The organism is Pyrinomonas sp. (genome assembly GCF_040289685.1).
In the GTDB taxonomy this organism is placed as follows: Bacteria; Acidobacteriota; Blastocatellia; order Pyrinomonadales; family Pyrinomonadaceae; genus Pyrinomonas.
In genome coordinates this window covers 1-20,858 of sequence record NZ_PSLQ01000006.1, presented here as the reverse complement: position 1 = coordinate 20,858, position 20,858 = coordinate 1, and the positions used below count along the sequence as shown (strand labels likewise).

18 protein-coding genes and 1 riboswitch are annotated in these 20,858 nt (G+C 60.5%); of the genes, 5 read left to right on the top strand and 13 right to left on the bottom strand.

The window, feature by feature from the left end; translation table 11 throughout:
- Both C4334_RS02690 and C4334_RS02685 read left to right on the top strand, forming a co-directional pair.
- The coding region (locus C4334_RS02690; protein WP_352430540.1) for an ATP-binding cassette domain-containing protein at window positions 1-519 on the top strand (519 nt) is incomplete at its 5' end.
- A 7-nt stretch (window positions 520-526) separates the two neighbouring features.
- Complete coding sequence (locus C4334_RS02685; protein ID WP_352430539.1) at window positions 527-1,585, top strand: hemin-degrading factor; 1,059 nt, start codon at window positions 527-529, stop codon at window positions 1,583-1,585.
- 44 nt (window positions 1,586-1,629) lie between these two features.
- Here C4334_RS02685 and C4334_RS02680 read toward each other — a convergent pair whose 3' ends face one another.
- From C4334_RS02680 to C4334_RS02670, 3 genes are all read right to left on the bottom strand, one after another.
- On the bottom strand, window positions 1,630-2,712 hold the full coding sequence (locus C4334_RS02680; RefSeq protein ID WP_352430538.1) for a sensor histidine kinase: 1,083 nt from the start codon (window positions 2,710-2,712) through the stop codon (window positions 1,630-1,632).
- A 162-nt stretch (window positions 2,713-2,874) separates the two neighbouring features.
- A complete protein-coding gene (locus C4334_RS02675; RefSeq protein WP_352430537.1) occupies window positions 2,875-4,302 on the bottom strand; it encodes a sigma-54-dependent transcriptional regulator in 1,428 nt (475 codons plus the stop codon).
- 299 nt (window positions 4,303-4,601) lie between these two features.
- Window positions 4,602-5,789: an acetyl-CoA C-acetyltransferase gene (locus tag C4334_RS02670; RefSeq protein WP_352430536.1), complete on the bottom strand. Its 1,188-nt coding sequence runs from the start codon at window positions 5,787-5,789 to the stop codon at window positions 4,602-4,604.
- Window positions 5,790-5,956: 167 nt separating this feature from the next.
- Here C4334_RS02670 and C4334_RS02665 point away from each other — a divergent pair, with 167 nt between their 5' ends.
- Together C4334_RS02665 and C4334_RS02660 are read left to right on the top strand one after the other, a co-directional pair.
- The gene (locus tag C4334_RS02665) at window positions 5,957-6,901 is read left to right on the top strand and encodes a histone deacetylase family protein (RefSeq protein WP_352430535.1); all 945 of its coding nucleotides are present in this window, start codon (window positions 5,957-5,959) and stop codon (window positions 6,899-6,901) included.
- A gap of 710 nt (window positions 6,902-7,611) precedes the next feature.
- The gene (locus C4334_RS02660) at window positions 7,612-8,376 is read left to right on the top strand and encodes a transglycosylase domain-containing protein (RefSeq protein WP_352430534.1); all 765 of its coding nucleotides are present in this window, start codon (window positions 7,612-7,614) and stop codon (window positions 8,374-8,376) included.
- A 234-nt stretch (window positions 8,377-8,610) separates the two neighbouring features.
- On the opposite strand, the gene C4334_RS02655 is transcribed toward C4334_RS02660, so the two are convergent.
- The 10 genes from C4334_RS02655 to pilM form a co-directional block, all read right to left on the bottom strand.
- A complete protein-coding gene (locus C4334_RS02655) occupies window positions 8,611-11,703 on the bottom strand; it encodes a hypothetical protein (protein WP_352430533.1) in 3,093 nt (1,030 codons plus the stop codon).
- Window positions 11,704-11,729: 26 nt separating this feature from the next.
- Entirely contained in the window at window positions 11,730-12,881 is a 1,152-nt protein-coding gene (locus C4334_RS02650) for a PilW family protein (protein ID WP_352430532.1), read from the bottom strand.
- A 60-nt stretch (window positions 12,882-12,941) separates the two neighbouring features.
- Window positions 12,942-13,496, bottom strand: a complete 555-nt coding sequence (locus tag C4334_RS02645; RefSeq protein WP_352430531.1) for a type IV pilus modification PilV family protein — start codon at window positions 13,494-13,496, stop codon at window positions 12,942-12,944.
- A complete protein-coding gene (locus tag C4334_RS02640; protein WP_352430530.1) occupies window positions 13,474-14,082 on the bottom strand; it encodes a GspH/FimT family pseudopilin in 609 nt (202 codons plus the stop codon). Before C4334_RS02640 ends, C4334_RS02645 begins: the two co-directional genes overlap by 23 nt.
- A gap of 439 nt (window positions 14,083-14,521) precedes the next feature.
- On the bottom strand, window positions 14,522-14,887 hold the full coding sequence (locus C4334_RS02635) for a roadblock/LC7 domain-containing protein (RefSeq protein WP_352430529.1): 366 nt from the start codon (window positions 14,885-14,887) through the stop codon (window positions 14,522-14,524).
- 87 nt (window positions 14,888-14,974) lie between these two features.
- Window positions 14,975-16,762 (bottom strand): type IV pilus secretin PilQ, encoded by a 1,788-nt coding sequence (pilQ, locus tag C4334_RS02630; protein ID WP_352430528.1) that lies wholly within the window; start codon window positions 16,760-16,762, stop codon window positions 14,975-14,977.
- A 167-nt stretch (window positions 16,763-16,929) separates the two neighbouring features.
- Window positions 16,930-17,544 (bottom strand): hypothetical protein, encoded by a 615-nt coding sequence (locus C4334_RS02625; RefSeq protein ID WP_352430527.1) that lies wholly within the window; start codon window positions 17,542-17,544, stop codon window positions 16,930-16,932.
- Window positions 17,545-17,574: 30 nt separating this feature from the next.
- Window positions 17,575-18,207, bottom strand: a complete 633-nt coding sequence (locus tag C4334_RS02620; RefSeq protein ID WP_352430526.1) for a type IV pilus inner membrane component PilO — start codon at window positions 18,205-18,207, stop codon at window positions 17,575-17,577.
- A 13-nt stretch (window positions 18,208-18,220) separates the two neighbouring features.
- Complete coding sequence (locus C4334_RS02615; protein WP_352430525.1) at window positions 18,221-18,901, bottom strand: PilN domain-containing protein; 681 nt, start codon at window positions 18,899-18,901, stop codon at window positions 18,221-18,223.
- Window position 18,902: 1 nt separating this feature from the next.
- Window positions 18,903-19,970 carry a type IV pilus assembly protein PilM gene (pilM, locus tag C4334_RS02610; RefSeq protein ID WP_352430524.1) on the bottom strand — a complete coding sequence of 356 codons (1,068 nt, stop codon included), beginning with the start codon at window positions 19,968-19,970 and terminating at the stop codon, window positions 18,903-18,905.
- Between the two features lie 18 nt (window positions 19,971-19,988).
- Here pilM and C4334_RS02605 point away from each other — a divergent pair, with 18 nt between their 5' ends.
- Window positions 19,989-20,165, top strand: coding sequence for a hypothetical protein (locus C4334_RS02605; RefSeq protein WP_352430523.1), 177 nt, complete (start codon window positions 19,989-19,991; stop codon window positions 20,163-20,165).
- Window positions 20,166-20,281: 116 nt separating this feature from the next.
- A riboswitch (cyclic di-GMP riboswitch) is annotated at window positions 20,282-20,368 on the bottom strand.
- Window positions 20,369-20,858: the final 490 nt, after the last annotated feature.

The following is a 20,858-nucleotide window of genomic DNA, read 5'->3' as shown; positions in this document are numbered from 1 at the left end:
CTGATGGGACGCCTGCCGCACGCGCGAAGCGCCCGGCGCGATCTGAAGATCGCTCAGGCGGCGCTCGAACTCGTCGAAGCGGCGCATCTGGCCGACAGGCGCTACACGACGCTTTCGGGCGGCGAACGTCAGCGGGTGCAACTGGCCCGCGTCCTCGCCCAAATTTGGGAAGGCTCCGCGCCGCGCTATCTCTTGCTCGACGAACCGACATCGAGCCTCGATCTCGCGCACCAACAAGCGACCATGCGCATCGCCCGTCTTTTCGCCCGCCGCGGCGTCGGCGTCGTCACCGTGCTGCACGATCTGAACTTGGCGGCGCAACACGCCGATCGCATCATCGTCCTGTCTGCCGGAGAGAGGATCGCGTCTGGACCAGCTTACGAGGCGCTCACACTGGAGATCATCCGTCGCGTTTTCGGCGTTGAAGCCATCACGATCGCGCATCCCGGACTTCGCGCCCCGTTCATCGCGCCATGCGCTTGCGCCGATGAGGGCGCCAACGTTTTCGATCGGAGGTAGATGAAAAATGCTCAACCGCACTCAATCGCCGACATCTTCGCTCGAACTCAAACGCAAGTGGCAACAGTTGCGCCAGAGCAATCCGAAGCTGCGCGCGCGCGACGCAGCGCGTGCGCTCGGCGTCACCGAAGCCGAACTCGTCGCTTCTGAATGCGGCGGATCGGTGGTGCGTCTGGAGGCAGATTGGGGAACGCTGCTCGGCGAGCTAAGCGCGTTAGGGCGCGTCATGGCCTTGACGCGCAACGAAGAAGCGGTCAGCGAACGCAAGGGCCGTTACCATCCGGTGGAGATCTTTCGCGAACCGGACCGCCCGGTCATGGGGCAAGTGCTCGACGAAGGGATCGACCTGCGCCTTTTCCTCTCGCATTGGCACAGCGGCTTTGCCATCAACGACGGGTCGCGACGCAGCCTTCAATTCTTCGACCGCGACGGAACGGCGATTCACAAAATTTTTCTGACGGAAGAGAGCGACCGCGCGGCGTTTGCCGAAGTGGTCGCGCGCTATAGGAGCGAAGATCAATCGCCCGTGCAGATCGTCTCACCACCCATCGCTTCGCCGCCAGAGCGATCCGATGACGAAATAGATGTTGAAGGGTTGCGCCGCGCATGGTCGCAGATGCGCGACACGCACGAGTTCTTCCGTTTGACGCGCGATTTCGGCGTCACGCGCTTGCAAGCGCTGCGCCTCGCCGGTTCGGATTGGGCGCAACGAGTTTCAATCGGCAGCTTCCCTCGCCTCTTGCAGGAAGCGGCTCAACAGCGAACGGCGATCATGATCTTCGTCGGCAATCCCGGCGTCATCCAGATACATTCCGGTCCGATCGAAAACGTCCGCATCGTCAACCATTGGGTCAATGTGCTCGATCCAGACTTCAACCTCCATGTCCGCGGAGATCTGATCGCCTCTTGTTGGATCGTTCGCAAACCCACTGCCGATGGCATCGTGACGAGCATGGAGCTTTACAACGCGCGCGGCGAGCAGATCCTTTTGGCCTTCAGCAAACGTAAACCCGGGCGAGAAGAATCGGCCGATTGGCGCGAACTGCTGACGCGCGTCAGCCGTTGATCCTCGCCCGCGGCAAGTTGTGCGTCAACCGCTCCGATCGCCCTTCATGCGCTCGCGGGCAACGTCAAGCGGAAAACGGCTCCCTTCTCGCCGTTTCTGAAGTTGAGCGTGCCGCCATGTTCGATGGCGATTTTGCAAGCGATGGAGAGGCCGAGACCAAGCCCGCGCTCTTTGGTCGTAAAGAACGGATCGAAGATGCGCGCGCCGATCTTGGGATCGATGCCGCCGCCCTCGTCTTCGATCTCGATGGCGATCCCTTTTTCTCCGTCCGGACGCGTGCGAATCGTCAATCGCCCGCCGGTGGGCATCGCCTGCAGCGAGTTCAAGCATAGGTTCAAGAGCGCTTGGCGGATTTGCGCGGCATCGGCAAGCACCGTCGCCCGCGGCGACGCAAGCTCCTTCGTCACCTCGACGCCTTGGGTCGCCGCTTGCCGTTCGATGAGCGACGCCACCGTTTCGATCAATTCGTTCAAATCCATCCGCTCAACGGTCGGTTTTGGCGAACGCGCGAAACGCAAGAACTCTTCGACCAATCGGTCAAGGCGATCTATCTCGCGCTTGGCGATCGTCGCGAACTCCCGGCGCGGACTATCCGCCGGAATGCCATCTTCCATGATCTCGACCGCGCCTTTGATCGCGCCGAGCGGATTGCGCACTTCGTGCACGATGGCGGCGGAAAGTTCGCCGAGCGAGATCAATCTGTCGGCGCGCAGAAGCTGTTCAAAGGTCCGCCTCAATTCGGCGTAGGCGCGTTGCAGTTCGGCTGCGGTCTGTTCGGCGCGCGCGCGCGCCGTCCGACTTCGGTCGCCGAGCGCGCCCGTGACGATGCCAACCACGTTGAAGAGGACGATTTCAGCGTACTGGTTGAGGGCGTAGTCGGGATTGCTATGCTGCCAGTGGATGAGGACGTGCGGGATGTAAGCGACGCTGGCGAAGAGCGCCGCCAAAAGTCCGCCGCGCAGGCCGAACTTCACCGCCGCGGCGATGATCGGGATGTAGTAAAGGCGCTGATAGACTTGATGGAGGACGATCCGGTCGAGCGGCGTTGCCAGATGCAACGCCGTGATCGAAAGCGTCGCAACTGTCACGCCTGCGATGTAAGTCGCGGTCGAGTTTTTGATTCTCATTCAGCACAAATCTTCGGCGCTATCGAGCCTCGCTCTTCGCGAGAGCAGATGAAATAGCTCATGCTCACATCATCTTTCCGAGTCTTCTGGTGCCAGCTCGCTGGCGTCGGCCTCCTATGCGAGGGATTTTACCGCTAGCACACGAGCGGCAACAACGATGCATCACCGCAGTCTTTCACCGGTTTGCGCCGCTTCGCTCTCTGCCGATTCTTCCGCCAAGCCATATTTTTGCATGCGATAGATGAGCGCGCTGCGCGTGATCCCTAGGTAACGCGCCGCGCGCGTTTGGTTTCCACCATGCATCAGAAGAGCTTGGCGAATGATCTCGCGTTCGACCGCTTCGAGCGAAATGCCGTCGGGCGGCAATTGCACTAAGACGTTCGAAGCATTGTGCAATGGGCGTCGAATCTGCTCGGGCACGTCTTCGAGCGAAAGCACGTCGCCACGTGCCAGCACGACCATGCGTTCCACCGTGTTCTCCAGTTCGCGCACGTTGCCCGGCCAAGCATAAGCGTTGAAGGCGACGAAGACCTCTTTCTCCACGCGCAATGACGGGCGCCCGTGCCGCTCGCACGCGCGGCGCAAGAAGTGCTCGACGAGCACGGGGATGTCTTCTCGCCGCTCACGCAGCGGCGGGAGTTCAATCGGCACGACGGCGAGTCGATAGTAAAGGTCTTCGCGAAACGCGCCGTCGGCGATCATCGTCGAAAGGTCTCTGTTGGTCGCGGCGATGATTCGCACGTCTATTTTGCGCGGCGCGCTTTCGCCTAAACGAACTATTTCGTGCTCTTGCAAAGCGCGCAGCAACTTGCCCTGCACGCTGAGCGGCATAGCGCTCACTTCATCGAGAAAGAGCGTGCCGCCGGAAGCCTCTTCGAATTTGCCTTTGACATCGCGTGTGGCTCCCGTGAAGGCGCCGCGCCGATGGCCGAAAAGCTCTGATTCGACGAGCGTCTCAGGGATGGCGGCGCAATTGACGGCGATGAACGGACCGCGGCGGCGCGCGCTGGCAAAGTGGATCCCGCGCGCGATGAGTTCTTTGCCGGTGCCCGATTCGCCCGTCAGAAGCACGGTCACGTCCGACCGCGCAACGCGCTCGACCAGATCGAAGACGCGTCGCATGCGAGGCGCATCGCCGACGACGTTCTCCAACTTGAACCGTTCGTGAACGAGTCGTCGCAACCGATCCAACTCCGCAGCCATTCGCCCGTAGGCGAGCGCTTTCTCGACGGTCAAGCGGATCTGCTCGCGATTGAAAGGTTTGGTGATGAAGTCGAAGGCGCCAGCGCGCATCGCCTCCACCGCCGTTTCGACGTCGCCGTAAGCCGTAATGACGATCACCGGCACTTCGTCGCTGATAGCACGCACGCGACGCAGCAGCTCCAGACCCGATAGCCCGGGCATTCGCAGATCCGTAATCACACAATCGACCTTTTCGACGATGAGCAGATCGAGCGCGCTGGTGGCTTCCGCTGCCGTCAGCACACGATGACCGCACTCTGCAAGCTGGAATTCCAAGACTCGCCGAACGCTCTCATCGTCATCGACGACGAGCAACACCGGTGTCTTTATCGGATCAAGATCGGACATCTGCCAAACCTTTCAAGCGACGAAACGCCTGCCAAAGCGGACGCGCTGTCGAGAGGCCACAAAGATCCACTTCAGGCAGAACTTTCGCCAACCGGATCGCGCGCCTCGGTTTCCTCTCCAACGCAAAGCTCTCGCGCCGAAACGCTTCGCAAGGAGATTATCTGCGATGGAAAAAGCGCCGCGCACTTCGTCGTCAGGCCTTTGCGCTCCCTCGGCAAAGGCCGTCGGAAAAGCAGCGCGACGCTTCAGTTTATCGAAAAACTTCACCTGAACTCGATCCGCAGCCGGGGAGAACCGTCTCACCGTTCCACCGCCATCGCCACGGCATTGCCGCCGCCCAAACAGAGCGCCGCGATGCCGCGTCGCGCGCTGCGACGTCTCATCTCGTACAGAAGCGTGGTGAGCACGCGCGCGCCGGAGTTACCGATGGCATGACCGAGCGCCACCGCTCCGCCGTTGACGTTGACGCGCGCCGGGTCCAATTTCAACTCGCGCATGATGGCGACGAGTTGCACTGAAAAGGCTTCGTTGATCTCGAACAGATCGACTTCGCTCGTCGCCCAGCCGGTCTTCTGCAGCACGCGCCGAATCGCTTCCACGGGAGCCATCATGACCATCTTCGGTTCGACCCCCGAAGCGGCATAGGCGACGATTCTGGCCATCGGCTCTACGCCGAGCGCTTGTGCGCGTTCGAGCGAAGCGACGACCAAAGCCGACGCGCCGTCGTTGACACCAGGGGCATTGCCAGCCGTCACCGTTCCGCCCTCTTTGAAGGCCGGCTTCAACCTGCCGAGCGCTTCAAGCGAGGTGTCTTCGCGCACCGGCTCATCCGTATCGACGATGATGGGCGCGCCCTTCTTCTGTGGGATTTCAATGGGCAGGATCTCTTCTTTGAACTTGCCAGCTTTGATCGCGGCAATCGCCTTGCGATGCGAATTGAGCGCGTACTCGTCCTGTTCTTGCCGGCTGATCTGGTACAACTCAGCGACTACTTCGCCCGTGTTGCCCATGTGATAGTTCTCGAACGCACACCACAATCCATCATGAATCATCGCATCGACGAGCGTGCCGTGCCCCATGCGATAGCCTTCGCGCGCTTTCGGCAACAAGTAGGGCGCGTTCGACATCGATTCCATGCCGCCGGCGACGATCACTTCTGCATCTCGCAGCTTGACGCTCTGCGCGGCGAGCATGACGGCCTTCAACCCCGAACCGCAGACCTTGTTGACCGTCAGGGCAGAAACCGTATGCGGCAGCCCTCCTTTGAGCGCCGCTTGACGCGCCGGATTCTGGCCCAATCCGGCTTGGATGACGCATCCCATGATGACCTCATCGACCTCTTCGGGCTTGATGCTCGCACGCCGTACCGCTTCGCGCACGACCATCGCCCCGAGATCAGTGGCAGAGAAATCCTTGAGCGCACCCAAGAACTTTCCCGTCGGCGTGCGCACCGCGCTGATGATCACGGCTTCCGTCTTTTCCGTCATGATTTTCTACTCTCCTCGAATGAATTCCGCTGCTCCAGTGCCAAGAGGGAGTTTCGTCGCTTCACTGCTCGGCTTGAGCGTTCGTCCCGATTATAAATCCTGACCCGTGAGCGCAGGCAAGGCGCAAAGATGACGCGCGCCGAGCGAGACGTGTAAAATTCTCGCCGATGCGCGTTTGGTACAACCCTCGTTACTACGCCGACATCGGCGAAAACCACGTCTTTCCGATGCGCAAGTTCGCGCTCGTTCGCGAACGCTTGCTTTGTGAAGGGACTTTGCACGCTGACGGAATCGCCGAATCGCGTCCCATCCGCGTCGAAGAGGCGCTTCTGGTCCACACCACGGATTACATCACGCGCCTTCGCGCCGGGACGCTCACCGAACGCGAACTCAGAAGGCTCGGCCTTCCGTGGTCCAAAGCGCTCGTGCGCCGCTCGTTTTTCGCCGCCGGCGGGACGCTGGCGGCAGCCCGCTGGGCGCGCCAGCATGGTGTCGCATCGAACCTCGCAGGTGGCACGCATCACGCTTTCGCTGATCGCGGCGAAGGCTTCTGCGTGATGAACGACGTGGCCATCGCCATTCGCGTGTTGCAACGCGAAGGCGCGATCGAACGCGCCGCCATCATCGATCTGGACGTGCATCAAGGCAACGGTACGGCGACCATCTTCGCCGAAGACCCGCGCGTCTTCACTTTCTCCATGCATGGGGCGAAGAACTATCCGCTCTTCAAAGCGCGCTCGTCGCTCGACGTTGCCCTCGCCGATGGCGTGCGCGATGCCGATTACCTCGCCGCACTGCGTGACCATTTGCCGGCGGTCTTCGCGCATGAGCCAGAGATCGTCTTCTATCTCGCCGGAGCCGATCCGTATGAAGGCGACCGCCTCGGACGCCTCGCTCTTTCCATCGCCGGACTGCGCGCCAGAGACGAATTGGTGCTGGATGAATGCCGCCGCCGCGCCATTCCCGTTGTCACGGTGATGGCCGGAGGGTACGCCGCTGACCTGAACGACACGGTGGAGATCCACTGCCATACAATTCGCGCCGTGCGCGCGATCTTCGCCCCATCGCCGATTGAAAAGGGGCAAGAGACCACGGATGCGCTGCGAACGTGACTTTTTGCTATCGGAAGCGACATGGCGGAGCGAATTCAACCGCCAGCGCCGACCGACGATGTGGCTTCATGAACTTGAGGAGTCAGCGCGAGAAACGCGAAGGCGTTGCCGCAACTCACCAGATCGAAAGCGCAAGAGCAGCGCAAGACGAGACGCACGTGAGCGAGAAGGTGGCACAAACGAGCAAGCGAACGCTGCGCTATTCGCGATCCGCACGCTTCGCAAGCGCACGCAAGCGAGAAGGTGGCACCAGAAGAGTGAGCTAGTGGTCGCAGCGATGGGTTACGGAGAAAGAGGCGGCTGAATCAGTCAAGCTGGACCGGCAACCAGCAGCGATCGCGCCGGAAGGCATCGAGGCTCTCGTCGCTGAATTAGTCAAGCTGGACCGGCAGCGCCCGCTCGACGTCGTCGCGGCGTCACCTTGCGAAGAAAGGTGGCGCGAATCACAAGGAGGTGGAGGGTTAGCCCCACCCGATACCCGATGCGCGCATCGCTTGCCGCAAACCACAAGAGGTTGGGGTTTAGCCCCTAGGGGTTGTGGTCGCTGAACGCCGCTGCTTTCGCAGCTCAACTCGGCAACGACGCGTGTTACGGGTTGTGGTCGTCGGTGTCAAGCCCCTATGCTTTCGAGTGGTTCGTGGTCGAAGGATTCAGCTCGATGGCTGCACCGGAGACCCTCGATCACGATTTCCGTCGCTGATAACGTGAACATGAGGAAGATCGGACGCATCTTGCTTTGGACGACGTTGGCGGCGATTCTGTGGATCGTCGCCGAAACGGCAATCTACGCTTATTGGGTTTATCAACTGCGCGACCACAATCCGCAAACGACAGCGCTCATCGAGCAGCGCGCGCGCGAAGCGCATGCACGAGGCGAAGAGCCAAAGAGGATCCAGCAATGGGTCCCGCTGGACCGCATTTCGGTCCATCTGCAACGCGCCGTGATCGCTGGAGAGGACCACAACTTCGCGACGCACAACGGCTTCGATTACGAAGCGATTCGTCGCGCGTGGGAAGAAGCGCAGCACGAAGCGGAACGAGAGGCGCGCGCTGAGGGCAACGCGGACCCGAACGATTGGATTCCGCCGCTGCCGACCTTCAAACGCGGCGCTTCGACCATCACGCAGCAACTGGCGAAAAACCTCTTCCTTTCAACTGAACGCTCTTTCTTGCGCAAGGCGCGCGAGGCTTTGATCACGATTCTGCTCGAGCGTGAGCTTACGAAGCGGCGCATTCTGGAACTTTATCTGAACGTGATCGAGTGGGGCGACGGGATATACGGTGCGGAAGCTGCCGCGCGATTCTACTTCAAAAAGAGCGCCGCCGATCTGGCGCCGCGCGAAGCCGCCTTTCTCGCCGCGATCATCCCTAATCCATTGACCGTCTTCAACCCACAGAAGAATCCGCGCCGCGTGGCCCGTCGTCAACGCATCATCCTGCGCTACATGTCGAACGTGAAGCTGCCGACGAAGTAAGAGGCCGAACAGCCCGGTCTTCTATGCCCTGTGCGGTTCGAAACCAGCGCCTCAGCGTCGCTGTCGAAGGAGGCGTCTCAATCACCCCAAAAGGGCAAAGCGGGCGCGCGGCAAAGAACGTGCGCGGCGCACAGACGAAGATGGGGGCAGGAACGCGGGCGGCGCAAGTTTTAGATGTCACTCGCGCGCGCCGTCGCCTTCATTCCTGCCCCGGATCACTTCGGCGTGCGTTTTTCAGCCCGCGATCACCTGCCTGAAACCGGTCGGTTGAATGAACTGGAACGATGGCGTGCCGGGGGGCAAGCGCGACGGGTTGTTGAACGTTGTATCGAAGGCCCAGTTACGAATCGGTGGCAAGTAGATCGTCGAGTCGGCGTGATATGGACCGAGCGCTTGCGTTGAACGGTAAAGCGGGATCAGCGAGCCGACGAAGTTCCATTGATAATTCCAGACTTCGAGAAAGCGTGGGAAGTTGTGCATGCCGCCGACAAGGCGCGATTCGTTATCCGTGCCGTTTTGCGTCTTTTGATCCGGCGCGCCGCCCAGTGCCGGCAGGTTATTGCCTGCGATGATGCCCGCGCGAACAGAGGTTCTGTCCATGATCGAGCTGGAGTTGGCATCGGCTTGACGGCGGGTGCCGCCTTCGGGGAAGAGGGCGCTCGAGGCGTCGAACCACGTTTTTGAAATCGGGAAGATGGCGTCACAGACGATCGAGGCGGGAACTTGGTTGCCCAAGTAGTAACACTGTTGCGACGGATCGTTCAGGGTCGCTCCGTTGGAGGGCTGGCAGTTGACGCCCGTCGTGTTGTAATTTCCCCAGACGTAGACCATGTTTTCGGAAGCGATGGTGATGCCTTTGGTGTTCGAGAGTTTGTTCGCGGCTCCCGAGATCATCAAGTTTTCGCCGTTGAACAGGCGCACGCCACGACGAAAGTACCTGACCTGAAATCCGTTTCCGCCTTCGACGCCGACGGCACGTCCGAGACGATCGCTGAGCGTCGCGTTGCTGGCTAAACTCCAGTTCGGGAAGCCGGGGCCGCTGAGGTCCGGCATTTCATTTACATCCTTCTGCAACGTCCCCTGTTTGGGTTGACCGTTTGCATCAGCGCCAGCGTCGATCACGTCTTCGCCCGGATCGAGCATGTTATTGGGGCCGTATACATCCTCGTTATCGACGATGCCATTGGTCATCGTGATCTGCTGTCCGGATGGCAGAATCTCCGTGCGCACACGGTCGCCGCGCCGGTCGGAGATGTAGACGACGTAGCCATCGGCACCGTTGATATTGGAGCTTACGGCCTGCGTTCCGCGCAGGAGGTTGTTGTCGTAAACGCCATCTAACCAGCGCGCGAGATTGCGCATGTTGATTTCGATGACGCTCGTCAACCCGCGCTCATAGATGGTGAAACGGTTGAGGTTTTCATTGATCCATGCCTCGCGCACGTTGTAAACCTGTATGGGCACGATGGTGTTCCAACACGGGCCGCTCGGACAAGGCGTATCGCCACGAACCGGGTTAGTGGTGGAGACGTTTGGGTCGTTGGGAGCATCGTCATCGAGGTTGGCCGGATAGCCGTTGCTCAAGGTACTGGCCGCGCGTAGGTATCCGGCGTTGCTGTCCAAGGCCGCGGTAGAGATCGCGGTGCTGTTGTTCGGTTTCAACTCTCCGTCGACCGCCCAACGACAGTATCTGATATCGAACAGATCGACCAGGCTCATTTTCCGACCATCGCGGTCGCGGCTTCCTTGCATGAAAGCGGCCCACAAAGGGCGTTGCAAATAGACGATGCCGTTCGGTTCGCCTTCGGTCACGCCGAGGCTCAAGATCTCGCGCGTGACATCGCGCGCGTTTCCTTGCGCGTCGACGATTTCGATCAGGATGCGGCCGCTAAGCCCCGCTCCAGGCGGGATGATCGGGCGGGGGCCGGAAGAGCCATCCGGATCAACGGCCGTCGCCTTGACTCCGCGCACGGTGTCAGCGCACTTTCTGCTTCCACCGTTCTCTTGTTGAACGCAAAAGCTGAGGTCGTTCGGGTCATACGTGCCGTCATCACGGACGCGGGCGAGCGCGCGTCCGCCATCGAGCGGGAGGGGATCGAACTGCGAGAGGTTGACGCCGCGCCCTGACGGGATGGCCGCCGCATCGCCTGTGACGTTTTCGTCGTCAACCAGAATCCTGACCACCGCCTTGTTATGATACCGGGATGGACCGAGAATCTCGTTGTCGGTCGGAAGGCGCCGTTTGATGATCTCGCGCGTCGGACTCCCACCGAGTTCGACCGGAAGACGCAACGGGGCGGCGCCGGTCGTGCGCGTCAGCAGTTGTCCGCCCAATTTATTCGCGCTGCCATCAGGCGGTGCGGTCGAGACGGTCTCCCAGTTAGGATTGACGGTTCCATCGGGCGAACCCGGGAAGTATCCACGCCCGCCGGGTTGCGCACCGGGGAGATTCGGTCCCATTTGAACGCTCCCCATGGTCAACGGAACGGTGAACGAACCGATCCTCCAGCGGACGTTGCCGCCATTGCTGGAACCGGCCAAGAACCTTCCGTTGCGCATCACGTCGCGCACGACCTCGTTGGCCGTCGTCACTTTGGAGAGGAAGGTGACGTCGCCCGTCAGATATATGTTCCCGTTAGCGTGAACGCGACCGTTGAAGGTGAAGGGCGGCCCCGGGTGAAGCTCGAGATCGCTGTCGCTAAACATGCCGAACTGGAAGAGGGGGATGAGGTAGTTGTTCATCTCGCGTTCGAGCCTGACTTGCACGCCCGTACGAACCATCGTCGCCGTCGAGGAGAGCTTATACGGTGTGACGGCGGCGTAGAGTCCGGCGAAGGGGCCGCTGTCGATCGTCACGCAAGGCCATTGACTATTTGGACAGCGCTGTTGCGAGCTGGCTCTCATCGCCGCCAGCGCGACGTTGTCGAGCGTCAACTGCTGCGTGAAGGAGAAGCCTTCCGCGGCCAATTCCGGTGGCGGGGAATTGGCGATCTGTACCAGATCGCTGTCGGTAGGCTGCAATTTCAGCGAGAAGAGCGCGCTGAAATCATTGGTCATCTTTTCGATTCCGGCAGCCGCCGCATAGAAGGTCTGCGTTCGTTGCAGATCGCTGCCGGCGATGTTCGCTTCGCTCGATACCACGGCCAGCACGGAGACGGAAATGGCCGCCAACAATGCCAAGATGATGAGTGCGGTGACGAGCGCCGCGCCGCGTTCGTCATCACGCTTCAAAGGGTAGGGATCTTGCGCTGGCAAGGTGATGCGCGCGGTCGCGAGCGCCGCGCCACGTTCGTCGTCTCGCTTCAATGGGTACTGATCTTGTCTCATGAGCCACCTCTTGAACGCGGAATTCATCAAGGCTGCAGCGCCTCGCGGAACTGCAGGTTGCGCACGCTGGTCCACGAGGTCGATCGGGCTTCCGGGCGCAGACCGTTGCCGATCGGTACGAGACGTTGCGTGCGCGCGCTGACGGTCGTCTCGACCTGTCTGATCGCACCCTGCTCGCTCGGCGTCGTTGTGCCCAGCGGTTGAGGGGTGGGCTGCCGTATTTGACCGTTGCCATCGGTCAAATTGAGTTGGTAGCGGAACTGCAAGGTCGTGACGTTTTCGGCGATGATGCTGTCGGCATAACCGAAGCCGCTATCGGTTGCTGCTCCGCGCGGGACGCCGAAGACTCTACGGATGAGTTGACCACGATCGTTGACGAAGTAATTGATCATGCGCATGCGCATCAAGGTCGCCGGCGCGGAAGCGGCCCCGCGTCCCGGACCCGACGGGCCATAGGCGACGTAGGCGAGCGAACCGCCGTTGCCCGGGTCGTTCAGGTTGTAAGGATCGCTGCTCGAAAATATGAGATTGGGTTGGGAACCAGGACTAATGTTCGTTATCGCGCCGAAAGTTGCGCCGTAGCCCGATGAGATCATATAGATCTCGCCGATCTGAAAGCGTCCGACGTCTGCCGTCGAGATGCTGACGTTGGCTCCCGAAGGCACGATCGCTCCGGTGGGAAGAGAGACGGGCGTGAAGGCGGGGTCGATCGAAAGGATCGTGATTCGATCCGTGCCGGGGAGTAATCCGACGGGATTCGTCGGCGAGGAAGAGGCGCTATCCGGCGTGATGATTGGGATAACGACAGAAGGCGAGTTGCTTCTGTTGACTGGGGACCGCGCGAGCAGCGACGTATTGCGCACCAGATATTGGCGGACGAAGTTTTCAGGGAGCATGATGTTATTGATGGTCTTCAACCCGTCGCCGGCGACGATGAGATCGCGCGTGATATACTCCTGCGCCGTGCGCATATTCTGCTGTGCGTCGGCCATCTCGAAAGCGGTGGTGTTCGTGCGCAAGGCATCGCGCAGCAGGGCGAAGATCGGCACGATGATGATGAGCAGCACGGCGAGCGCCACCATCAACTCGATGATCGAAAAGCCAGCTTCTCGCGCACGAGCGCGCTCCCAGCTCTCTGCTTCGCCGAACCTTTTCGCTTCACCTATCTTCTTCATCATCGGCTCCCATCGAAAAACGATCTCGATCGAGTTCTGCCTTCAGGCAGGTTGTGCGTCGCTTTAGCGGCGGAAGTTGCTGCGCGCGTCGTTGTTTAAGTAGCTCGTTCCGGTCAGCTCTTGCATCTGCCCGTTGTTTCCCGGAAAGCGCAGCGTCACCTGTACCCTCTTCAAGTTCGAGCTGAGCGGCGTGATCTGGATGCGCCGAAAGTAGTTCGGGACGATTCCGTTAGGGTCCGTCGGATCGTCGAGCGTCCCGTAGATGCCGTCGGGGCCGGGGTTGATCGAGACGGGGCGAAAATCGGCCGGGAAACCGGCGAAATTGATCAAGGCCCCGGTGTTATCGACCTGTCCGACGTTGGCGATCTGGCCGAAGGTCAATTGTCTAGTATTGCGCAAGGTTTCGACCTGTTCGAGCATGCTCGTGATCATGAGCTTCCCCGTCGTGACGTTTCGGCTCATGTTGTTGGCCACCAGGGCGTAGGTGATGGCGGCGGCGACGCTGATCAAGCCGATCAGCAAGATGGCCATCGCCACCACCGTCTCCATCAACGTGAAACCAGCTTCGCTTTGCGCTCGTTCGTCAACGCGGAATCTATTCTTTGTAGGCGTTCGCATTCGGGTCGAACCTCCAGATCTTGACTCTGCCCGCTGCCCCCAAAACAGAGATGGCCGTCGCCGTATATGTCGGGTAGCCCTGATCGTAGAAGAAAAGCGCGTAGTTTATCGGGAGTTGCGCGCTGTTGACGACGGAGCCGTCCGGCTGGAAGATGATTTCGACGCGGCCGCTTGCGAGCGGCGTGAAGCTGGTGCCATCAGGCAGCGTTGTTGGGGCGTTGGGTAAAGCGCCGTAGATGATCTCGCTCGCACTCAAACCGGCTACTGCCAGCGACACCGTGCGCACGATGCGATCCGGACTGGTGTTGCCGACGCCCACCTCACCGTTGTTGATGATGGTGATCTGCTTGGTCTGATCGTCGTAACGGAAAGTGTGTGCTTGGCGGGTGGACATCGCTTGCTGTCGCGCGTAGCGAAGTTGCGTCATGACTTCGCGCGCCACGCCGCCGAAGCGAAGTTGCCGCCGCGCCGAACTGATTTGCGGCAACGCGATCACGCTGATGATCGCGATGACCGCGATCACCACCAGCAGCTCGATCACCGACAACCCGCGCGCGTCATCCATGTGACAGACTCTTCCCTTCACGATCCCGCTCCTGTGTGAACGAACGCCCGTGCGGGCGTTGCGGCGTGATGATGAGCAAAAAACGTTCCACACGCGCCAAAAGCCCGTTTTCACCCGTCTTTTCGATCAGACTGAGAGTTCGGCTTCGCTTTCACTGTAACTTTAGGTAACAACGACTCGCCGCTGTTTCCACAAGGCATCCGGCGCGAGTTCGAGTGCCCGACGCTCTTCACAATCCGCTTGCTTTCGCTGACCTTCCCAAGTCCCTCAAAAAAGTGACCGGGTCCGCGGCGAGCCTCGGCGTTTGAATTTTCGCTGACCTTCTCAGACAACTTGAGGTCTTCAAGCAAACGGAAATTCAATCAACGTTTGAATCCTCGCTGACCTTCTCAGGTTCCCAAAAGCGAAGCGTCCGCCGGAGGAGCTTTGGCGGACGCTTCGGCGCGCAACTTTTTCGCTTTCACAGCGCGAACTCATGAGCCAGCTCAAGTTCCGTTTTGCGCAGTTCGAACCGCCCGCGCCCCAAGCTGCCGCCGGGAAGCAAGGCCAACATGACGAAGTAGTCGCGGCTCATCAGGCGAATGATGATCCACGCTCGATCAAAGAGGAGCACTTGTTCGCGCAGTTCGCCGAGTCCGATCTCCTTGCCGTTCTTCTGCGCGTTGCGGACGAGCGAGGTGAAGGTGGCGGCGGCGACATCCAAGTTGAGGTCTTGGCCTTCGAGGCGCATGACCTTTTCGACTTCGATGCCATCGGTTCCCATGATGATGGCGGCCACCGCTCCATCCGTTCGTTCGATGATCTCGTTGAGTTTTCGTCTGAACACGGTCGCTCACTCCGATTAGGGATCTCGTTCAAGCGTTGGTGCGGACCGACTCGGCGCCGCGTAGCCGGTCCGCACCGATCCACATCGCTACGGTCGCGCCGTCCCTCCTGAAGCGGGACGCGCTGTAGGCTGCGCCTCCGAGGGCGCAACCGGCACCGGCAAGACGAACTGCGGGACAGTAGGCGCTGGCACGCTCGGCGCTGAAGGCGGAACAGGCGTATTGGTCGGTGGATTGCCAAGCGGTACGGGTTGCGGGATGGAAATGGTCCGCGTGCCCGTGGAAGGCTGCACCGCTGTCGGGCGTCCCTGGTAATCTGGACGGTAGATCCGCGGCGTGATGAAGAAGAGTATCTCGTTGGTGGTGCGCGTCGTCGCGCGTCGCTTGAAGAGGTTGCCGAGCACGGGGATGCTCGATAGCCCCGGCGTGCGCGATTGATTCTCCGTCTCCGTATCGTCGAGCACGCCGCCAACCACGGTGGTCCCACCATCGGGGACGAGCACCTCCGTCTGCATCCGTTGCGTGTCGATGCCGGGCGTGCCCGTGGCGTTGGTGAAAGTCAAGTTGACGCTGTTCTTTTCGGCGACGATGCGCAAGACGACCGTGCCCGCGTCGGTGATCTGCGGGGTGACGGATAGACGTAGCGGAACCGAAACGAAAGTCGTCGTAAAGACCAACGCGCCGCCGATGGCGCCACCGCCCTGCGGCGTGACAACCGGAATCTGCGCGCCCGATTCGATCTGCGCCGGACGGTTGTTGAGCGTGGTGACGCGCGGCGTCGCGATGATCTTCGCTTGCCCCTTCTGTTCGGCGGCGGTCAGCAACGCGGTGATCTGTGCCGTGCCGATGATGCCGGTCGTCAAACCGATAACCGTGCTGGCACCAAGGGCGCCGAGCGAATTCAAGGGCGGCTGCCCGACGCCGCTCGGAATGCCAAAGGGATTCAATTGCGCTTTGCCCGTCTGATTTTGGCTGCCGCCGCCACCACCACCGCCGCCTTGATTGCCGATTTGAGATGGCAGCGTGCTGAACGATCCGCCTCCGCCGCGCGAATTATTGAGCGCGACGGCGGCCAACTGCACGCCGAGGTCACGGCTGAAGTTGCGGCTGGCGATGACGATGCGCGTCTCGATCTCAACTTGCGGCTCGGGCTGGTCCAACAAAGAGACCAATTGGCGGATCGCCCCGATGTTCTCCTTGACATCGGTGACGATCAACGTGTTGCTGCGGCCATCGACCTCGATGCTGCCGCGCCGCGATAGCCGACGCTGGACGATCGGCAAGATGCCTTGATCGGCACCGCCGGCGCCGCTGAAGGATGTGCCGGCGACGCTGCCGCCGACGAAGCCGCCCGCGGCGCCGGCCTGCCCGAGCGTGCCAACAGCGCGCGCGTAGTTCAAGCGGATGAATTCGGTGACCAACGGTGCTGCATCGAGCTGCGCTTCGCGGATCTTCTCTTGGGTCGCCGCTTCGGCAGCCAGCGTCTCCTGCGTGGCGACGCGCAGGATGTTGCCGTTCACTTCGATGCCCAAACGATTGGCACGCAAAATAGCGTCGAGCGCTACGTTCCACGGCACATCGGTGACGTTGACCGTCACGGGGACTTGGCCGACCGACTTATCGATGACGAAGTTGACCCCGTACTGCTCGGTGATGTAGTTCAAGATGTCGCGAATGTCGGCGTTGACGACATTCAGGTTGATCGACTCGCCGACGAATCCAGGTTGACCGTAGCGCTGCCCTTGCGATTGCGGCACCGCGCTCGATGGCGTGCCGCGCTGGGGCGTCTGCGCGCCGACGGAGAGAACCAAGGCGAAAATCAGCAAAAGGACGAGCGGACCTTTTGCGGAGCGAAAAGCAGTGAGATTCTCGTTCATTTGTTTCATCCTTCCAGCGACGATCGTCGAACTCGCCAATTGAACGCGGATCAGGCGCTCTCACCGCTCGTCGCCTTTGATTCGGAGCGCATGCCGCACGCCATGCGTTCGAGGCGAGCTCATCGATTCTGATCTAGACGAACAACTTCGGGCATCTGAACCAAGCGCTATTGCTTCGAGGACGGCTGTCTTTTCTCCGACTTCTCTTCGCTCTCCTTAGTGGGCGCGCCGGCGTCGGAAGAGTTTCGACTGGCCGTCATCGAATCGCTGACGGCATCGGGTTGACGCAGCGGCTTGGTCTCGACGACCATTTCGCGCCGCCCATCGCTCCACCGCTTCTCGCGGCGGAAAACAAGGCGGTTCTCCTCGACGGCGACCAATTGACCATCGAAGAAGAGTTCACCCGGATAGACGACATAAGTGAGCTTGATCGGAGTCGCTTCGACCATCGCAGCATACCCGCGCGGAGTGCGAAAGATGCCGACCACTTGCAGCTCGCTCAGCAGAAAAGCGGTGGTCGGTTTCGGTGCCGGTTGCTGCGCGTTGATTGCGGCCAATTTGCGCGCTTTGTAATCTTCGATCCGCTTCTGCAAAGCTGGTGGTTCGACAACGACGGGCGCGCGTTTGGTCAAACGTTCGACCGTCCGCGGCTTGTAGCGTGCGAACGGGTCGCGCGAAGTGGACCGATAAACGGAACTCGCCTGCTGGGCCGCCGCCTGCGCGACGAAGCCCCCCGCCAAGCAGATCGCCAGCAGGGCCGAAACGAGCAGATCGTTCTTCATCTTGAAACCTCCCCTCCCGCTGCGGAAGATTCACCGCGCCGTTGGCGTCGGTTGCGCCGCCGAGCGCGGTGGTTGCGACGTGGAAGCAGCTTGCTGTAGCCGCTCAGGCGACACGTAGTAGGCGGTCAGCAGAAACTGCGCGTCGATCGTGCGCGCCGAACCCTGTTCGGGCGCCGACAGAATGCGAAAATCGGTGATCGAAACGATGCGGTGATAAGTCGCCATGTCGGCGAAAAACTGTCCCAAGCTGTTGTAGCTGCCCGACACTTCAACCTCGATCGGTTTGCCCGAATAGAAGTCCTGATTGATGTCCTCTTTGGGCGTGAACCGACGCACCACCAAGCGCCCGCGCGCGTTGCGCAACAGCCCGTCCAAGATGTTAGTCAACTCACGCTGTTCGGGAAGCAACGCCTTGAGGTCTTCGTAATCAGCCATCACGCGCGCGTACGCGGCGCGAAACTCATTGATGTGCTGCATGGCGATCTGCGCGGCGGCGTTCTGGCGCTGGAGCTGTTCGGCTTGCTCGCGCAAATTGGCCGCCTCGGCACGCATGTCGCTGGTGACGAAGTACCAGAACATGCCGTAGATCAGCAAAGCCATCAAACCGAAGACGATGAGCTGTTGGTGCGCAGGGCGCTCGAGAATCTTTTTGAACCGGTTCATTCGTCACCTCCCTCTACTTTTGCGCTACCTGACCAGCAGCAGATTGTTGGTTCTGTTGTTTGTTGGTGGAAGTCTGCGGCGGCGTGTATTGACACTTGATCGTGAAGGTGACCGTCTCCGGTTTTTGAATCACTTTGCCGTCGCCGGCGCTTGTGGAAACGGGCACTTCCAACGCCTTGCGCTGCGTCTCGATGTTGACGTTGCTGAACAGACCACCGGAGAACTCGAGGCTGCGCCCGAACTCTGTAACGGACGTCTCGCTCGGCGAATCGCCACGGATGATCAGTTCTCCGCCCTTCTGCTCGATCGATTCGAGACGGAAAGTGTTCATCAGCGGCAACCGCTCGTTGATCGCCGATAGCACTGCGACCGGCCCCTGTTGCGAAGCGCGCAACTTGCGAATGGCCTCAATGCGCGCTTCGGTCTCCTTGATCTTCCGTTCCAGTTCCGCCTGCTCTTTTCTGATGGCGGCCATTTGTGCGGCGATCTGTTGCTGTCGCTCTAGTTCCCTTTGCGCTGCGTTTCGCTGCGCGTTCGCGCTGATGTAATCGAAAACCAACCCCAAAGCGAGCAACGCGCCGACGACGGCGACCAGCAAGTAACTTTGCGTCTCTTTCCTCGTTATGTGCTGCGGAACGGCCTCGATACCGCGCGGCCGGTCCGTCACCGAATTCAACAGGTTGATCTTGATCATCTCAGCCCTCCACTCCACGCAAAGCTAGGCCGACGGCGACCACCATCTCGGGGAAGAATTCGCGCATGTAGTCCGGATCGAAACGGCGCGCGTCGACGCGAACGCGGCGGAACGGATCGAGCGGCTCGACCGGGATATGCAGACGTTCCGCCAAACTCTCGGCCAACCCACGAAGCTTGGAACCGCCTCCAGCAAGGTAGATCTTCTCCACAACCCGCTCGCTCTCGTCCGTGGTCGCGCGATAGAAGTCGAAGGTCTTTTGCACCTCGAGCGCGAGCGCATCGGTGACATGAGCGAAGATCGCTTCGATCTGCTTTTCATCAACGCCGTCCGGTGCTGGACCACCGCGCTTGACCGATTCGGCCTGCTCGTAAGTCAGGCCGAGATCGCGTTGCAGCGCGGCCGTGTACTGATTGCCGCCAAAGCTCGCATCGCGCGTGAACATGCTGCGCGTGCCGCGCACGATCTGGATCGTCATGTTCGCCGCACCGATGTTGAGCAGGGCGACCGTCTGATCGGGACCGGGTAGATAGTTGTATTCGTAGCAATTCTGTAAAGCAAAGGCATCGACGTCGATGATAATTGGTTCTTTGCCCGCCAGTTGAATGGCTTGGCGACGGTTCGCGACGTAGTCGCGTTTACAGGCCGCCATCAAGACGAAGAGCGAATCGGCTCCAGCGCCAACCACTTGATAGTCAAGACAGACGTCGTTGATATCGAATGGGATGTACTCTTCAGCATGCCAGTCGATGGATTCATCGAGCTCTTCTTCGCTCATCTTGGGCACGACGATGTTCTTGACGATGACGGCGCTGCCTGACACGTTGGCAGCAACGCGCGTCGTGCGAATTTGGTTCGCGTTGAAGACTTCAGCCACCGCCTGCGAGACGGCGTTGAGTTCCATGATCTGACCATCAACCACGGTGTCGGGCGGCAACTGTTCATATCCGAGACCAGTCAAGCTGGCCTGCCCGGCACGCCCCTCGAGTTCCACGGCCTTCACCGCGCTCGATCCGATGTCCAATCCGACTATCCCTTTACGCGCAATGCTCTTCTTCAAGTTCAACATGAGTCATCCACTCCTCGTATGGCTCGAACGGACAACATTTCGGATGAAGAGGAGGCTGAAGCGACCGCACGCGAGTTCTTCTGCTCGCGCCGGCGACGACGCAGGCGAGCGCGCACGCGCCGCGCCCGCGAAGGTCGAAACGACCGGAGCTTGATCGACGGCTTCATCGCGCTTCTCCGCACGGGTGTTCGATAGAGCTTGAAGTGATCTGCATCTTCGAGAGTATGCGTGGCGCGCTCACGCCCGATGGGAAGATGACTGGGGCAAGGTGAACTGAGAAGGCTTCCACGGCGCACCGACGCCAAACTCGCTTCGGCAACCCAGCCAAGTCGGCACTGAAAGACCGACCCCCGTAGGTTTTGCGACCCCCGCTCGCGCGAGGTGTGCCCTTGTCGTTCAAGTTTCCTTGGCTCGGGCAGAAGCCCAAAACCGCAGGGTGTGCTGCGGACAACCTTCGCCGCCCGCAGACAGCCCAAAACTATAACGACCCGATTTAAAATTGTCAATCATTATTTTTAATTGTTTATCACGAGGCCCTCCAAAGGTAACGTGCCAACGGGCGCGGCGATGGCGCGAGGAGATGCGCTTTTCCGCCGTTTCACGCTTGGAGCGAGCCGCAGCATTGCAACTCCGCTGGGCTAAGCGAGCTTGGTTGACCTGCGAGTCGGTTGCAAGTCAACGCGCGCGCAGCAAATTTCCGGTGTGGCTGTTCTTGCCTTCGCTGGAGGCGGACGATAGGATGACTCTTCGTCGCAAGTTGACATCCTCCCCACGGCACGCAGCCGGGGGATTCCCGGAGGTGATCCGGGATGGTTCGCGCTTCATCGGGTGCTGCCCCGCACAGCGTAGCCATGCCGGGTCTTACGCTCCCTCCACGCGCAGACGGGG